The sequence below is a fragment of the Leptolyngbya sp. NK1-12 genome, assembly GCF_032598965.1.
GTDB lineage: Bacteria > Cyanobacteriota > Cyanobacteriia > Elainellales > Elainellaceae > Elainella.
This window is the reverse complement of the sequence record NZ_CP053586.1, coordinates 4,917,579-4,933,905: the sequence shown is the minus strand read 5'-3', so window position 1 is coordinate 4,933,905 and position 16,327 is coordinate 4,917,579. Positions and strand designations below refer to the sequence as shown.

Here is a 16,327-nt window from a genome sequence, read left to right as displayed (position 1 = left end):
CTTATTGAAAACTCGGATTGAACCGATCAGGGCTAAACAGTTCCAGCGGGTGGGGGGTGTGGCCGTTGATTGCTAGGTCGGCTAAAATCTCTCCTACAACGCTAGCAAACTTAAAGCCATGCCCAGAACAAGGAGACGCAACCACAACATTCGCATAGGCTGGATGTAAACCAATCACGAAATGTTCATCTGGCACATTTGTATACATACAGGTGACTGTATCTAGAAGTTTTCCATTCAAGTCCGGAATATACTGATTCAAATATTTCCGCATCATTTCTACTTCGTGGGGATAAACCGTACGATCAATTGTGTCTGGAGTACAAACTTTACCAGCGCGGAAAAAGGCAATTTTCACGCCTTCTGTGGAGTCGGCATAGGCTGGGAAGCCATAAAACTGAACGCTGTCCTCGGTTTCCCAAATGTAAATGGGTAGATGGGCGTAGTCAAATAGGTCTCTGTGGCGCAGGGGTTCAAACCAGTAGAGCACCTGCCGTTCTACCACAAACGGAATCTCTAGTTTTAGCAGTTGGGCAGCCCAAGCTCCTGGTGCAATCACGAGTCGATCAGCCTCGTAGGTGGTTTTTGTAGTGATCACCTGCACCCCTTGTTCAGTGGTATGCCAATCGAGTACGGGTTCTTCAAAATGTAGAGCTGCTCCAAGCTGGGCTGCACGTTGCAAATGGGCGCGAATTGCTGCTTCTGGACGCACAAAGCCCGCTTTGGCTTCGAATAGAGCCATGGCACTGGGGTCGGGATGCAACAGGGGAAACCGGGCGTGAATTTGCTGGGCGTCCAGAATTTCGTAGGCCAATCCATGTTCTTGAGCGCTGCGCCGACTGCCGCTGACGGTAGTGCTTTTCGGTGGGCCGATCATCAGTCCGCCGGTGAGAAAGAGAAGCTTCTGATTGGTTTCTTGCTCGATCTGCTGCCAGAGCTGGTAGGCCCTCAGTAATAGCGGCACATAGGACGGATGCTCAAAATAGGCCTGTCGGATTATCCGGGATTTACCGTGGCTGGAGCCGCGATTGTGGGGCGGTGTAAATTGCTCTAATCCCAACACCCGCTGCCCCCGCTGAGCCAGTTGGTAAACCGTGGCACTGCCCATACCACCCAAACCAATCACAATCACATCGAAGCCGGTCGCCATTGCGGTTACTCTCCCTGTGCTGATGGCTGAATCATAATCCTAGGAGTCAGAGTCAGGAGTCAGTTGACCGTTCAGTCTTTGAGCCTGAAAATCATTTCCAACCATTTCTAAAAACTATTATGGAACTGCTAGGAGACTGCTACATCTCGCCTCAAGAAATTTGCTTTGATAAAAACTTTATTACTGCAATAAGTTTCCTCGAAGCTGGGCTGGGCCATTTATCCGAGCCACAACCGCTGGGCAGGCTAGGCTCAGATCCACTGATTTGATGGTGCCTCAACGGTTTTTAACGGTCGATGAAACGGTTTCGTTGCTTTTCCCAATCTCACTGGTATGGGCAACAGCAGCCCCATTTGCTGATTCAGTCTGCTGCCTTGGCCATTGCCTTGATTCGGCTAACCAATCTCTCTGGCCGCGAGACAGGTCTGCGTCTGGTTGCAGTAAGTCCCCGCTTTTGTACTCTGCTGGGCTACCAAGCTGCTGACTTGGTGAACCAAACCGTAGTTGAGCAGAACCTATGGGCTAATTTGGATTGGTATAGCCTGCTGCCAGAACTGGATCGACAACCGCTTCTGACAGCCTATAAATGGCAGTTGCGCCACCAATCCGGCCAGATGATGGATGCCGAATTGACAATTGAAGCGCTTCAGATGGACCGTCAGCCTCATCTCATGGTGATCGTCAGCGATGTTAGCCAGTTAGCCCATTGTTCTAACCGCAGGATGGTCGCTAGCCTGCACGCTGCTGTCCAGGATGCTCAGAATACTCAAGATGGCCAGGATACTCAAGACACTCAAGATGCTCAAGATGCTCAAGATGCTCAAGCAGAAAAAGAGGTCTTACTGAAAGAAATCCACCATCGCGTCCGCAACAATTTGCATCTGATTTCCAATCTGCTCGATCTGCAAGCTGGCACCCTCAACGACGAACGCCTTTCACAACTGTTTGCCCCCACTCAAAACCGGATCCAGGTCATGACGCTAATTTACGAGCAACTTTACCAATCTGACAATTTGAGCCGAGTTGAGTTTGGGGAGTACCTCAAACGCTTGACCTTAAATGTATTTCTAGCCAACAGCAGCTATTTCGGCTCGATTAAACCTGTGATTCAGGTTGAACCCGTCTGGTTAAATTTAGAAACCGCAATTCCCTGTGGCCTTCTGATCAATGAACTGTTGGTCAACAGCCTCCAGCACGCCTTTCCCGATCAGCGGTTGGGAGAAATACAAGTCCAACTCCAGCAAATTCACTCCCGAATTCACATCATCATTCAAGATAACGGCATTGGCCTACCTCCCCACCTTGACTGGCAGCAAACTAGCTCCCTAGGACTCAAACTCGTGCGCATCCTGGCCAAACAGCTCAACGCAGAAGTCAACTTCACCAGCAACGGCGGCACCACCGTCCAGCTTGAATTCTCTGAACTCAACTACAAATCCCGCTTTTAATCACCATTTCTCCCACCTCCCACCTCCCATCTCCCCACTCCCAAAACTGTCTACCCTCCCGTCGCGCTAAAAGCCATTATTGCTACTATCCCGTCAACAGGAGAACTTCCGTTTGACCTCCGTTGATCGTCGCTATGACTCCACAGGCCGACCAATTCGGTTTAATCCGGCTGTCCGCTGCCCAGTTACAGCACCCAGATTTGCTCACTGGTTTGGAGGTGTGGCTTCAGCTCGGATTGCTATCTGAAAGCCAGGTGCGGCAATTTTGTCGGCTGCATTTAACTTGCCCTCTGCCTGCTGTTGCACCACGCACGGTTGCACCACCCACAGTTGAAGAGCCACCGCCTGTAGCCAGCCGCTCCAACCCTGACACAGCCAACGATTTTGTTCCCCTGCCTGCTGCCAATAGACACACCGATGCCGGGACCCCAGACAGGAACCGCTCTGTCGGTTGGGTGGGGCGGACGCTGCAAGCCCTGATGGCCGAAATTGGCGTAATTTGGCTGCTGTGCCTGGGTGTGTTCATGGTGGTGGTTTCATCGGGAGTGCTGGCCGCTAGCCAATGGCGCAATGTGGCACCAATTGGGCAGTATGGGATTCTGCTGACCTACACGCTGGCCTTTTGGGGCGTGAGCCGGTGGACTGGCGGCAGAGTAGCGTTGCGTCTAACCACCCAGATGCTGCAAATTGCCACGCTGCTGATTATTCCGGTCAACTTCTGGATGATGGACGGCTTGGGGCTGTGGCAGACTGGCCTGGGAGTAGGGCTAAACCTGCTGGCGGCCCTGGTGCTGACCGGGATTGTAATCACGCTTGTGCCCCAACTGGCGGCTAATCCGATGCAGCGGCGTCTGATGGTGATGAATAGCCTGGGACTGAGTTGGCTGCACTGGGGCTGGATCCTAGCTGGACTACCGCTGATCGCCACCTATGCCGGCACGATTGGCACAGCGTTGTTGACCTATCGACAAGCCGAGCAGCAAGCCGAGCAGCAATTGCACACCGAACCGGATGGTGGCCTAGATCAAGAGGTCGGGAGACCTCAAGTGGGTTCACCCAATCTGCTCACTTCCCTGATCATTGCCTTACCGGTCCTGCTGCTGTTGGGACGAGCAATTTGGGCGGCACAGGTGCCACTGCATCAGTTGGGATTAGCATTTGGTATCTGTGGCTGGCTGTTTTGCTGGTTGGCTCGCCGTCAGCGGGGAATGACTGTGCCGGATCCGGGTGCGGCTCCTAGTCCACTCACCAACCTCTGGAGCAATGCTGGCATCGCGCTGCTAGGGCTGGGCTGGGCCGTGACCGTGACCACCGATCCACCCTGGCAGGCGTTTGCCGTCAGCGGTTTAGGACTGTGGCTATTGGGCGACCAACTGGAACGACGGGGCGGATTCCGTTCGCTGCTGGCGCTGGTGCTGCTGGGGCTACAAACCTATGCCTTGCTATGGCGACTGCTGCCTACCGAAGCACGGGCCAAAATCATCACAACCGCAACTCAGGTGTGCGGAGTCGAGGGCATGCCCTGGGTGCTGTTGGGCTTGGCTGGATTTCCCTACCTCTGGCTGCTGCTGGGTCTGGCCAAACGCTGGCGACGGCAACAGCCTAGGCTGGTTCGCGCGACTGAAGGAATGGCGCTAGGGCTGGGCGGAATTCTGGTTCTGTGTAGCTTGGCCAATCCTCTAGTGCGATCGCTGACTCTGACGCTGGCGACGCTCACGCTGCTCCTCACGCTGCATCGACGCCCGCTAGCCCTCGGTTGGTTCTACTTCAACCATTTACTGATTCTGGCGATGCTGGCAGCCTGGATTGATGTGGTGATTCCAGGGTTGGGTGGGCTGGCTTGGGCCAAAATTGTGCTGCTAGCGGTGGCAATCGAATGGGGATTGAGTCTGGGCACCGAAACCCACTGGAAGCAAAGCTGCTGGCATTTCGGTTTGGGGCTGGCCGGTCTCAGCTATGCCCTGTTGTTGAACCCGGTCAATCCGGCTGGGGATGATTATCCAAATCTGACCAATCTGATCTGGCTGGTGACGCCTGCGCTTTTGGCAGGGCTAGCTCGTCTGCAACCCCAGCGCTCTGTCTTGGCGGCTTGGCTCAGTTCGGGGGCGCTAGTGGCACAGCTGTTTTTGCTCAATTCTGTCGATAGCTGGTTGCTAGCTTTGGGGGCAGCGACTGCTCTGATGCTGGTCAACACACTGACGTTAAACCAGTTCGCGGCAGCTCTGTTGACCATCGGGTTTGGCCTGGGCTGGGAGGCAGTTGCTCTCTACCGATTCGTCCCAGACTGGCTGCGGTTTGAAACGGTGCTACTGCTGCTGGCGGCCAACCTCTGGTTGCTCTGGATCGGGCAGCGGGGGCTGCAACGCTGGGGCCAGATCGGGCTGCTCTATGGGACGGCGGTCAACTTCTGGGCGGTTGGCGTGGCCTTGTTTAGTTTAATCAGCCTCAGTTTGCACAGTTTGGTGGCCTACTTGCTGATCGAGAGCTGGGAATTTGCACCAGAGTTAGTGATCGCCAGTGGCTTGATTGCCGCAGCCATTGCTAATCAGCTCCGCTGGCAGGGCAGCAGCGAGTTTGGCTTTCTAGGATTGGCTTGGGCTGTAGAACTCTTTGTCATCATCCTGATTGGTTGGCAAGGTGGCTCGTTTGATGCCCTCACGGTAGCCACGCTGGCGCTGGGATTTGTCAGCCAGCTGGCAGGGGATTTTTGGGTCAGCCGCTCCAGACAGACCTACCGCCCAAGCTGGCATTGGATTCCCTTACTTTATGCCGGTTTGGCAATGCTGATCGGCCACCACCGCTTTACAGCTACCACCGGACTCTATACCTTAGCTGCTGCCCTGATCGGGATTGGGGTGGGCCGTCGGAGCCGCACGTTTAAGTTCCTCACCCTCTGGTCGCTGCTGCTGGCTTCGGTTGCTTTCTATGAGCTGCTGATCTACCAACTGATGCAGGCTACAGGCGGGTATGTCGGCGATGGCGTTACCCTCCTGGCAGGATTAGCTGCACTTGTTGCTCTGATGGAGCAGCTTGGTCAACGTTGGCTGCTGCCCTACCTGCGGTTAGAGTCTGGCGAGTTGAGCTGGATTGCCCATTTGCACTGGGGGTTGGGCAGTGGATTGGCGCTGGTGGCTTTGCGGTTAGGACTAGGCGACCGAGGATTGCTGCTGTGGTTGCTCGTGGCTACGCTGCTCACTGGCTATGCTCTGGCCCACGGCAGGCGCTCTCTTCAGACCCAGTCCGCTGCTGCCCCCGACCTGTGGACCTATTTGGGCATTCTGGAAGCATTGACCGTGATCGCCTATGCTCTCTATCGGCTGATTCCGGCCACGGATGTCCTGCTGGCTTGGGCGGGCACGCTAGCGGCGATCTTGGCCCTGGGTTTGTATTTTCTGCCCTGGCACTCCTGGGGATGGCCTCAGCGTCCTTGGTGTAATTGGGCACTGCTGTTACCTGGCCTCATCGTTCTATTAACGGCAGGAGAAACGACGCTACAAAGCCTGCTGATTGTGGCAGCCTTTTATGCCTGGATTGCCAAAACCGAACGGCGTCCGCGCCTCAGCTACCTGAGTCTAGTTTTGGTGGACTGGGCCGGGTTGCGCTTCCTAGCCACCTCAGGTTGGCTCAACCTTACCTGGATCAGCAGTTTGGTAGCTGCTTCTCTGCTCTACATTGCTCAAATTGATCCGGCTCTACGCAACGCTACCGCCAGAGACCAGCGCCATTGGTTACGGTCTCTGGCAGTGGGCCTGTTGAGCATAACGATGTTTTACCAGGCAGAAGTGGAACCCGACCCCACAGCCCTACTGATTCGGCTATTGACGCTTGGCTTAGCCTTGGCTCTGATTTTTCTGGGATTGGTGCTGCGGGTGCGGGCGTTTCTCTATGTGGGAACAGCCACGTTTATCCTACAAGTGCTGCGGCTATTGTGGCTGTTTATCAATACCTATTCGCTGCTGCTCTGGGCGATTGGGATTGTGATGGGATTACTGTTTATTTGGATCGCAGCCACTTTTGAGGCGCGACGCAGTCAGATGAATGCATTGATGCAGTACTGGTTAACCGAATTTTCCCAATGGGAATAGACCGCAAGCTAGTATAGCTTTTGTGATAAATTGAACAACTGTTCGGTTTCCATTTGAGCACCATTCCCTGGAATGGCTCAATTGCATACAACCTGTGAGATCTGGCTATGCTGCGACTGCTGGAAAAACTACCGAAGCTAATTCGCCTGTTTCTCTGTGCAGGCCTGGTGAGCGTCATTGCTGGTGCAATTACAGCCGGGACGATTACCGTACAATGGCGCGGGGCTTTACTGCAAGCAGCTTCATCTCCTGTCGTATCACCTGCTGTATTATCAGACGCATCGCCTCAGGTATCTACTGAATCAGATCCAAATTGGCAGCCGGTTCCCTCGCAGCGCGCTGATCGAGGCAACATCAAAGTTGTTTGGCTCCAGGGTACGCCCTATGAAATGGGCTATCAGCATGGCCGTTTACTCCACGACGAAATTGCCTCAATGGGGCGAGAAATTATCAACGGCCTTGATATTGCCAGTCGGGGGCTGGGATTAGCACGATTAGCTCGACGCCGCACGTCTCCCACAGTAGCCGAAGAATGTCAGGGGTTAGCAGCAGCAACGGCAGATTTGGGCATGACGGCAGATAGTTGTATGGCCTTGGCCTTTGGCGATGTGTTTCAGGAGTTTTTTACCACCACATTGCCCGGTTTGCTGTTTAACGACGGCTGTGCCCAATTTGCGGCGGCAGGAACAGCTACAGCAGATGGACGACTCTACCACGGCGGCACGCTCGACAATGATCAACGCCCGATTGACTACTGGATCAAAAACTCGACCGTATTCGTGCGGCAACCCAACGACGGCATTCCCCATGTGTTTATTGGTGTACCGGGAATGCTGTGGCCCAACTCGGGGCTGAACGATGCAGGAATTTCCATCGCCCTTGATACGGCTCATCCCGAGAACGTCCGCGATTTGAACCTAGATCAGGGCGGCAGCAATGTGCAGCTGATGGCAGAAATTCTCCGCAGTGCCCACTCGTTTGAGGATGCAGTCAAAATTTTTGCCAGCCACCCCCGAATGAGAGCCAATTTGATTATGGTGACAGACGGCAACGCGAAACGGGCCGGTGTATTTGAACTGTTAGGCAATACCTTTGCCCTGCGAGAACTCGATCAGAATGGCATTGTCTATATGACTAACCATTTTGTTTCACCAGAGCTGCAAGGACGCGATCGACAACCACAGGAACCATCCAGTCTAATCCGCTACAAGCGATTCGCGCAGCTTCTAGAACCTGATGGTGCTAGTTCTCGCTATGGTGAAATCGATCCAGAGGTAATGATAGAGATCATGCGTGACCGTACTAATCCTGACACGTTTGAGGAGAGTCCATTATCGGTCTACGATGACGATGCTAGTCCAGGCGGCAACGGCTCTCTACGCCAGGTTACTTTCGACCCAGAACGCAGGCTATTTTGGATCGCTGCTGGTGAACCACCTGTGCCAGAAAATCCTTTCGTTTGTTTCTCGCTAGACGAACTGCTGAACCGCTCGAATCCGGTTCGATGTCCATCTGCGGTGATTGATTAGAAGACAGGACAGGAGAGATGAGAGAGATGGGAAAATCAGAGATCAGAAGTCAAGAGTCAGGTCTCGTTTTTCCTCCTGGCCCCTGACTCCTGACTCCTGACTCCTGTATTCTGACTCCTACTGCTTTAGCGAATCAGCATCGTCATGTACTTGTCTCGCCCAAAGGGAGCAGGAATCAGGGGCGTGAAGCGGCTGCGGTCGGTGGCAATCCGCCTGACGTAGAACTCGTTGATCTGGTGAATCAGCTGGTCTCTGGTGCCGATAATCCAGATTTGCACGCCGGCATGGTCGCCTGCGTCTAGCAGTTCGTTAAATTCAGTGGTCATAGTAATGTAGCCTCGCTTGATTAGATTTCGGTCAAGAAATCGCTCAAGGCCCAATGCCTGACTACAGGACGCATCAAACGAGGCCATGCAGGTTGCACTTCTACAGTACAATCAACACAGCCTTGCTCTCTGCTGACGCCAGAGAGTCAGGTGAGCTGATCCTTGCGTGCTGGTAACACCTTGGATCAGCGCCCGAATAATCTGCCTTGAGCGGCCCACTAGCCCTCTTCGGGTCCGAGAAGCACTAGTATGGCAAAGCATAAACCAAAGCGTTGAGAAACACAAGCGTGGGATTGTAATTGTTAACAGTGGGTGAACGTTGCTTGTAGCGAAACTACTCGCTCACCCCAAACCACCGCTTTACAGATGTAGCCTCAGTAGATCGCAAATCCTGTTGAGATCCCCCCTAGCCCCCCTTTTGTAAGGGGGGAACCATAGGCGAAGCCTGGGGCTAGCACATACCAACAATGATTTGAAGTCCCCCTTATTCTACGCCGAAGGCGCATCCCCGCTGGGGTTTAGGAGGATTATGGCCCTGTGGGCATCTCAGAAAAGGGGGATTATGCTATGCACACGCTGCGCGAACAAACCCAAGGCTAGGGATCCAACCGAAACGGTTCATCGCTTTATGCGCGAGGAATTGAAAGCACCTTGAAAGTGCCTGGCGCGGTCAGTATGCACCAACACCCCTCGCAGCCTGATCTTATGCACGCTTACTATTTAATTGGTATTAGAACCATTGTGCAGCAAGGGATTTGCCATTTATGAGAAAATTCTCATCTAAGTTTCCCCTATAAGGTTTGACAGATGTAATCTGTCAGTGGTAGCGTTAACTACGTAAGAAAAAATACTGTGACTTCGATCACTACAATGTTTATGTGTACGTAATCGAGTCGAGACCAAGAACGTTCAACTAAGGCATCCATTTGGGCTTGCTATTCGTAAGCTCGAATTGGCAAAAGTTTTTTAGCTATTGCGGACTGCAAGTGCAGGGTCGATAGGTTTGAGAATTTCTCACGCCTAGTTTGGCTGTGCAATTGACTGCTTGACAGTTGATTGCGCACTAGTTGCAACTCAATTTTTGAACGGAATGATTTGTCATTGCGATCGGATTCGATTCGATTCGTAAATTGGTTTATGAATTGAATTAATGTAATTTGCATAAATTCATTGATGATCATTAATGGTGATCATCAATGAATTATTTGGGTTACTCAAAACGATCGTTTTAGGTCACGAAACAGTAATGATGTTAAGCAATTTAGGGGATCTACCAATATGCCAGTACAAAATTTTAATGAACTAGCTCTGGTTGGGAATAACTTTTCTGGTCAAAACTGGAGTGGTTCCACATTCTTCAAAACCAGTCTTACCAATGTGCAATTTGTCAATACCCAACTGAGGGGCACGGATTTCAGAGAATCGGTTTGGCTAAATGTCAATGCCTCGGGTGCGATTTTTGCACCGAATGCCACCTTTCCTGCGGTAGCCAATTTGTCTCTGGCAACCTTAACCAATGTCAACCTGAGTGGAGCAAACCTAAGACGGGCGAATCTCACCAAAATCAACACTTCTGATATCAACCTTTCCAATGCAATCCTCATCGATGCCATTCTGGTGGAAGCCAATCTTAGTGGCGAACAGTCTGAGCGCCCCAACTTAACAGGCGCTAACTTGACCAGGGCTAATCTGTCTCTGGCGAATCTGAAAGCCGCTGATCTGACAGGCGCAACGCTAACCAATGCCAATTTACAAGGTGCTACCCTTGAAGCTGTCATTCTTCAGAATGTGACTGCCGTCGGGGCTGATTTCAGGAATACCAACTTCACGGATATCTTCCTGTTTAATGTCAATTTCAATAATGCCAACTTCGAAGGACTCTCCCTCAGCGATGTTAATAATTCTATTCCAGAGGGCGTTCCTCTGACGACACTGCCCACTGATTTTAATCTCACTTTTCGGGGTGCAGATTTGAGTAATTTGATTGCCGATGATGTCAACTTCGCAGGAGCCGATTTCCGGTCCTTGACCAATGACGTGACTGAGTTGGATGGTGCTAGTTTCGTTGGCTCTGATCTGACTGGCTCAGATTTCAGAGGCGTCTCCGCTGCAAATGTCAGCTTTGAAGGAGCCGATCTCACTGGTGCAAACTTTACCGGAGCTGTCCTGAGCGGTGCAAACCTCAAGGGTGCCAATCTCACCAATGCTGACCTCACAGGAGTCGATCTGACCGGAGCCGATCTAACGGAAGCGATCCTGACCGGAGCACAACTGGATGATGCGTTACTCAACGGGGCAAACTTGAGCAAGGCGAACCTCACGGGCGCACTCCTGGCAGATGGAGCTGATGCAGATACGATCGGTGCCAATTTGACGGGTATCAACTTTGTGGATGGCATTGCCAATAACGCCAACTTTAGCAATGCACTGCTGGTCAATGCTGACTTGAGCAAAGCCAACTTTACAGGAGCCAACCTGACGGGTGCTGATCTGACAGGTGCAATCACTGTAGACACCATCTTCTAGAAGGATGTTTCAAACGTTCGATAGCCGTCGCCACGACAGTTAGGACAGAGATAGTTAGGACAGAGATATTGTTGTGGGTGCAAAGTGCCCATAACAATATCTCTTCTGGCAAACACCATAGAGCAAGAGAGAGTAATTGATATTCTCCCTCCGTGAGGCGAATTTATGGATGCTATTTATTTCCGCCTCTTCAGGCTAGATTGAGGGTTTACCCAATACGAGGTGAATCTTTCCACCCGTCCTGCTAAATTGGGAATGATTATTATTCCTTGCCGTCCCATGGTCAGTTCTGTCCTCCAGTCCTGTACGTGATCTATAGAGATGGTTTCATGCTTTAATAGCGGGATGAACCACGAAGTAAGCAACGTCTTGACTAGATAAAACTCTACGAGCAATTAGGCGACGCAGGTATTGTTTGTCGCAGGTGTGGCATGATATTGAGATGAGTACAACGTCTTTGTTCGTTGAACTAATTGTCAGCGGGATTGGAACAGTAGCCTGGTTGATCCTTCTATTCTTTAGCATTTTCGACTACACCTGGATTCCTAGGCAAAAGCTTACCGGCCTACTCACGCTTATACCTTTTTTATCCTTGGTCTATGTATTAGGAATAATCACAGACCATCTAGCTCATCATCTTTACAAAAGAATCTTCCATAAGTTCTTCTGTAACTTAAATAAAAAATTTCGTGAGCAAGACTTTGATCAATACAAAAGCTACGAAAACATCAAAAGCAACAATGAGTATGTTGAAGCTGTGAAAGTTTACGTGTATACCCATGCAGCAGAAAATACGATGAAACGATTTGAATATGACAGAAGTAGATTGCGGATTGCCCGTGCATGGGGAATAAACTTTGTGTTTTTAGCTATCAGTACTTCTATTTTTGCTTGGACTAGGCTGCCGCAGGTAGCTGTTAGTACAAAAGTGGCAATCTCAACTTTTAGCGTATTTTTTTGTGGACTCGGTGCAATTTTTGCTTTTTATACTTGGAGAGATTTAACTAAATGGGAATATGACCAACTAAAAAGAATTAGTAATATCTTGGAAACAAAAAACTCTCAAAAGGGTGATAGCTAAGTAGTATTTAGTCAAGATTATGATCTTCGGGATGTTCACAGGCTTTGACTTGAAATAGCCAATGTTCAAAGCCAGCATTTCAAGCAGCTCACCATCGTCTGAAACACTCGCTTTGGTGCAATGGGTGAAGAAGGGAAACCTTGCTCATGGAGCGTCTGCATCAGGGTTTCGGTAGCGCCTGAGGTTCGCCACTGCTTATAGTGCCAATAGACGGTCGAGTAGGGAGGCAAGTCTTTGGGCAAGTCTTCCCAGTTACACCCATTCTTGAGTTGATAGAGGATGCCATCAAGAATTTGCTACCCCAGCGTACACAGGAGCATAATTGCCCAACTCCACCGACGGTTGACTAGCCGTTCGTTGCCAAGCAAACTCAGTAGATCGAAAATGAATTTGTTTAGCTCTCTAGGTTTGGGTTTGATCCCCCTAAATCCCCCTTACTAAGGGGGACTTCAAACCATTGTTGGCTTGGTTCCCCCCTTTTGTAAGGGGGGTAGGGGGGATCTCAACAGGATTTGCGATCTACTGAAACTGTGGAACCAAAGCAGCTGTTTGTTTGTTCATTGGGAAATCTTTCGTTAGACAGGTTTAAAAATTCGCGAATTGTTCATCAGCCTTTGGATTGCGAGTTGAGAAGCGGTAGGTGTGGTTCAGGTAAGCGGGGTTGTTGTCCTAGCAAAACGCTACCTAACACGATCACCGCACCCAGAAGCTGTATAGGAGTCAGCGTTTGTTGCAGGAAGACATACCCGATCAGGGTGGCAACCACCGGACTCATTAGCCCTAATGCCGAAACAGCGCTGGGGCTGAGCCGACAAATTCCTCGAAACCAAAGGGCATAGGCTAGCCCAGTACCGATGAGGCCCAAATAGATAAAGCCCCACAGATTCGTTCGGGAAAGTTCAGTAATTGGCCCTTCGACGATCAGGGCAATGGGTAGCAACAGAAGGCCACCCACCGTGAGCTGCCACGCTGTAAATACAATTAGCGGCACGGGAGGCCTCCAGCGTTTCGCCAGCACGGTGCCAAGGCCCATTGTGACTGCTCCAGCCAGAGCCGCCATCAGCCCAATCGTATCCAGGCGAGCACCGGGACCTAAAACCAGCAGACCAACGCCAACAAAGCCCATCATGGCGGCGATGATAGCGATTCTGGCAGGTCTTTCGCTCAATATCAGCCAGGAGAACACCACTACTAACAGCGGCTGAATCGCTCCTGCCGTGGCTGCCACACCCCCCGGCAGACGATAGGCCGCGACAAACAACAGCGCCTGAAAAATTCCGATATTGAGGCTACCCAGCAGTAAAATGCGCCACCACCAGATGCCTTGGGGCAATTTTCTCAAGCCTGCAATTAACAACAAGCCAATGGGTAACGAGCGGAGGGCGGCCACTAGCAGGGGATGATTCGGCGGCAAAAATTCGGTGGTTACGGCATAGGTTGTGCCCCAAGAAATTGGAGCCAGCGCCGTTAGTAGAACATCAGACAACCGCGTCGCAGGTGCTTTCATAGGCACACCTCAAGATGCAAAACCGTCATAGCGTCCTCGCTTCAGTGCAGCTTACAGAGCTACGCTACCGGCTTTAGATTGGTTTAATCTTTCACAAATGTTCGAATTTTTGTCGATTCTTTTGACAAAATTGTCTTGAAATTGTCTTCAAGCCTCAAGTTGAATGATTGAGTCAGTGATTTACCAGTGTTTACCGCTGGATCCAGTAACGATATACAGCCCTCTACAGTTGCTCACGATAGGCTTTGGGCGTGGTTCCCGTTTGTTTTTTGAAAACCTTAGTCAAATGACTCTGGTTAGCAAAGCCACACTCCAGAGCAACGTCCGTAATCGATAGCTTATGCAAGCGCAAGTACTGCTTTGCCCTCTCTATCCGCTGCTGGCTCACGTACTGGTGAGGCGTAATTCCCATCGCCTGTTTAAACTGGGTGGCAAAGTAACACCGACTCATGCCAATTTGGGTGGCAATCTCGTCTAAGCTCAACTCTTGGTGGAGCTGGGCCTGGATGTACTCAAGTACTGCATTGAGCCTATGAGGGGCCAGTCCATCGCAGTACTGACGAAAGTCGGGTGTGATGTTGCAGTATTGCCGTAATAGATGCACCCCTAACATAGAGCTGAGGGATTCCAGATACAGTCTCTCTCCGAGGTCGCTCTGATCTAGCTCGGCCAGAAATAACTGAACCAGGCTCTCAAGCTTGTGATCAGAGGCTTTCAAAACCGGTAAAAGCTCGATCTTGCCGGGACTAATGCACTCGGTATCAACGGCAATCTTGTCCAGGAAGTTCGGCTCAATCACAATATGTAGCGTTTTGTCTACCGACTGCCAGCGAGTAAACCCATAGCGACCTGCCGGACAGAGATAAAAATCTCCAGGCTCCATCTTGCCGTCATATTCGCCCCACTCATCCAGATGCGTTATCTGGCGCTGATTGACAGAGAGAAAAAACGTCAGCATGTGGTGGCTCAGTCCTTGTGGTGCATCTAGTGCTCCAGGCAGGTCATGGCGATAGTGAACCGTTAATCCCCGGTCGATATGGATGGAACGATTAGTGATTACAGGTTTACCCGAAAACAGGTCCAGGGGATTGACAGTCATTACAGCACCTGAATCGCTAAGAGAGCCTGACAGAGAAAACGTTTAGAGAAAACCGTTCAACTTCAACCTACCACTGGCGGCAATCCCAGAGAGTATCTTGAATATACAAAATTTGCCTGCAGCAGCTAATTTCAAGCAGCTAATTTCAAGCAGCTAATTTCAACTGCCAGCTATACATCCTCCTGCAGCCGTGGTAAGTATGTAAGTACTTGTTTGGTAGTCTACTCATTCTGTGGACTAGATAGTTTAGGTCATTACCTGTATGGTGCAATGTCCGAATTTTCGCCCAAAATGCATTTTTTGATTGGGATGGATGGTATAACCGGAGCAGCAATTCTAGGATTCACGCTTTGGTCTAGCTTAATTCTGAAAGAACCGTGGCAAGCATCTAGTACAAACATCTAATCATCTAATCCGCTATGCAAGGGCTATGACCACAAACAGTATTGTTGCCCTCTTCGGTGCCATGATCGTGCTGGCTGCCGTTCCCAGTGTGAGTGTGTTGGCGGTCTCTACTCGGTCGGCAACCGCTGGCTTGATTCATGGTGTGTTTACCACGCTCGGCATCGTCGTGGGCGACATTATTTTCATCCTGATTACAATTTGGGGATTGACGTTTTTGGCTGAAACGATGGGCGGCCTGTTTGTGCTGATCCAGTACTTAGGCGGAGCTTATTTGATCTGGCTAGGAGTCCGGCTATGGCGGTCAACCTCAAAACCGATGCAGACAGAAGTGAAAACCACTTCGTTGCTGTCTAGCTTTCTGACCGGGTTGCTGATTACCTTAGGCGATCAAAAAGCCACCTTGTTCTATCTCGGCTTTTTCCCAGCGTTTCTGGATATTTCTAACATATCCTACTGGGACACTGGCATAATTGTGGCAATCACGATTGTGGCTGTAGGTGGTGTGAAGCTAGTCTATGCCTTTCTGGCTGATCGAGCCAGATTGCTAATTAGTTCCAACATGACAAACCGAATGAACACCGTTGCTGGCTGCATCATGATTGCGGTTGGTGTATTTTTGATCAGCAAAGCGTTTCTATCCTGATTCAAAAGTTTTTCAGAGGGCTGATCAATTCAGTTAGGGAAATAATTAAAAAATCAATGGAGCTGACGGGAGTCGAACCCGTGTCCGTCCTAGTTATTAGTATCTCGCTCGTTCACAGGTTTAGCTTCTCTAATCCTCGAAGCGGGAACCGTTCCTTATCCCGAACGGTGGGATGCTCTGGTAAAGTCTTAGCCAGTGATTGACCAGAGGCAATCAACTGGAGCATCCGTTGGGGTTAAGTCCGTAGCCCTTAACGGAGTCGAACTACAGACGCTCGAACCTATAAGAGGTTGTTAGGCAACAGCAGCTGCCTTACGAGCAAAAGGTACGATGTTGTTCGCATGTACTCATTTTGAGCCGTTGATTTGCGAGAGGCGACTCACTCTCGACCTGTATCACAAGATAGCGTTCGCTAGAACGTCGAAACCGTTACAGCCCCGTGCTATCGCGTTCATTCATTATAGCGAATCGATGGGGGAGTGGCATAAAGCGTGCCAATGATTGCTCTGGTTCAGATTCAAGCTCTGG

The 16,327-nt window shown here is 50.8% G+C and carries 11 protein-coding genes and 1 other RNA gene; 6 read left to right on the top strand and 6 right to left on the bottom strand.

Features of this window, described 5'->3' with window-relative positions; genetic code table 11:
- Position 1: 1 nt before the first annotated feature.
- On the bottom strand, positions 2–1,150 hold the full coding sequence (gene solA, locus HJG54_RS20945) for an N-methyl-L-tryptophan oxidase (RefSeq protein ID WP_316431175.1): 1,149 nt from the start codon (positions 1,148–1,150) through the stop codon (positions 2–4).
- 296 nt (positions 1,151–1,446) lie between these two features.
- On the opposite strand from solA, the gene HJG54_RS20940 reads away from it, so the two are divergent.
- The 3 genes from HJG54_RS20940 (at position 1,447) to HJG54_RS20930 (ending at position 8,212) form a co-directional block, all read left to right on the top strand.
- Entirely contained in the window at positions 1,447–2,598 is a 1,152-nt protein-coding gene (locus HJG54_RS20940) for a sensor histidine kinase (RefSeq protein WP_316431174.1), read from the top strand.
- A 134-nt stretch (positions 2,599–2,732) separates the two neighbouring features.
- Positions 2,733–6,683, top strand: a complete 3,951-nt coding sequence (locus HJG54_RS20935; protein ID WP_316431173.1) for a hypothetical protein — start codon at positions 2,733–2,735, stop codon at positions 6,681–6,683.
- A gap of 107 nt (positions 6,684–6,790) precedes the next feature.
- Positions 6,791–8,212 carry a C45 family peptidase gene (locus tag HJG54_RS20930; protein ID WP_316431172.1) on the top strand — a complete coding sequence of 474 codons (1,422 nt, stop codon included), beginning with the start codon at positions 6,791–6,793 and terminating at the stop codon, positions 8,210–8,212.
- 125 nt (positions 8,213–8,337) lie between these two features.
- Here HJG54_RS20930 and HJG54_RS20925 read toward each other — a convergent pair whose 3' ends face one another.
- Entirely contained in the window at positions 8,338–8,538 is a 201-nt protein-coding gene (locus HJG54_RS20925; RefSeq protein ID WP_316431171.1) for a hypothetical protein, read from the bottom strand.
- 1,278 nt (positions 8,539–9,816) lie between these two features.
- Between HJG54_RS20925 and HJG54_RS20920 the strand changes: the two genes are divergently transcribed.
- Together HJG54_RS20920 and HJG54_RS20915 are read left to right on the top strand one after the other, a co-directional pair.
- Positions 9,817–11,064 carry a pentapeptide repeat-containing protein gene (locus HJG54_RS20920; RefSeq protein WP_316431170.1) on the top strand — a complete coding sequence of 416 codons (1,248 nt, stop codon included), beginning with the start codon at positions 9,817–9,819 and terminating at the stop codon, positions 11,062–11,064.
- A gap of 442 nt (positions 11,065–11,506) precedes the next feature.
- The gene (locus tag HJG54_RS20915) at positions 11,507–12,145 is read left to right on the top strand and encodes a hypothetical protein (RefSeq protein ID WP_316431168.1); all 639 of its coding nucleotides are present in this window, start codon (positions 11,507–11,509) and stop codon (positions 12,143–12,145) included.
- A gap of 65 nt (positions 12,146–12,210) precedes the next feature.
- On the opposite strand, the gene HJG54_RS35510 is transcribed toward HJG54_RS20915, so the two are convergent.
- The 3 genes from HJG54_RS35510 to HJG54_RS20905 all read right to left on the bottom strand — a co-directional run bounded on the left by HJG54_RS35510 (position 12,211) and on the right by HJG54_RS20905 (position 14,751).
- Positions 12,211–12,438: a transposase gene (locus HJG54_RS35510; protein WP_420717397.1), complete on the bottom strand. Its 228-nt coding sequence runs from the start codon at positions 12,436–12,438 to the stop codon at positions 12,211–12,213.
- A gap of 314 nt (positions 12,439–12,752) precedes the next feature.
- Positions 12,753–13,652 carry a DMT family transporter gene (locus HJG54_RS20910; protein WP_316431166.1) on the bottom strand — a complete coding sequence of 300 codons (900 nt, stop codon included), beginning with the start codon at positions 13,650–13,652 and terminating at the stop codon, positions 12,753–12,755.
- 223 nt (positions 13,653–13,875) lie between these two features.
- Positions 13,876–14,751 carry an AraC family transcriptional regulator gene (locus tag HJG54_RS20905; RefSeq protein ID WP_316431164.1) on the bottom strand — a complete coding sequence of 292 codons (876 nt, stop codon included), beginning with the start codon at positions 14,749–14,751 and terminating at the stop codon, positions 13,876–13,878.
- 430 nt (positions 14,752–15,181) lie between these two features.
- Here HJG54_RS20905 and HJG54_RS20900 point away from each other — a divergent pair, with 430 nt between their 5' ends.
- Positions 15,182–15,799, top strand: a complete 618-nt coding sequence (locus HJG54_RS20900) for a LysE family translocator (RefSeq protein WP_316431162.1) — start codon at positions 15,182–15,184, stop codon at positions 15,797–15,799.
- Between the two features lie 54 nt (positions 15,800–15,853).
- On the opposite strand, the gene ssrA is transcribed toward HJG54_RS20900, so the two are convergent.
- Positions 15,854–16,238, bottom strand: a transfer-messenger RNA (tmRNA) gene (gene ssrA, locus HJG54_RS20895).
- Positions 16,239–16,327 lie beyond the last annotated feature (89 nt).

What these genes read in the sequence shown, in the direction of transcription:
- solA (WP_316431175.1), bottom strand. Translation starts at nt 1,150, where the DNA reads ATGGCGACCGGCTTCGATGTGATTGTGATTGGTTTGGGTGGTATGGGC.
- HJG54_RS20910 (WP_316431166.1), bottom strand. Translation starts at nt 13,652, where the DNA reads ATGAAAGCACCTGCGACGCGGTTGTCTGATGTTCTACTAACGGCGCTG.
- HJG54_RS20930 (WP_316431172.1), top strand. Translation starts at nt 6,791, where the DNA reads ATGCTGCGACTGCTGGAAAAACTACCGAAGCTAATTCGCCTGTTTCTC.
- HJG54_RS20935 (WP_316431173.1), top strand. Translation starts at nt 2,733, where the DNA reads ATGACTCCACAGGCCGACCAATTCGGTTTAATCCGGCTGTCCGCTGCC.
- HJG54_RS20920 (WP_316431170.1), top strand. Translation starts at nt 9,817, where the DNA reads ATGCCAGTACAAAATTTTAATGAACTAGCTCTGGTTGGGAATAACTTT.
- HJG54_RS20900 (WP_316431162.1), top strand. Translation starts at nt 15,182, where the DNA reads ATGACCACAAACAGTATTGTTGCCCTCTTCGGTGCCATGATCGTGCTG.
- HJG54_RS20905 (WP_316431164.1), bottom strand. Translation starts at nt 14,751, where the DNA reads ATGACTGTCAATCCCCTGGACCTGTTTTCGGGTAAACCTGTAATCACT.
- HJG54_RS20940 (WP_316431174.1), top strand. Translation starts at nt 1,447, where the DNA reads ATGAAACGGTTTCGTTGCTTTTCCCAATCTCACTGGTATGGGCAACAG.
- HJG54_RS20915 (WP_316431168.1), top strand. Translation starts at nt 11,507, where the DNA reads ATGAGTACAACGTCTTTGTTCGTTGAACTAATTGTCAGCGGGATTGGA.
- HJG54_RS20925 (WP_316431171.1), bottom strand. Translation starts at nt 8,538, where the DNA reads ATGACCACTGAATTTAACGAACTGCTAGACGCAGGCGACCATGCCGGC.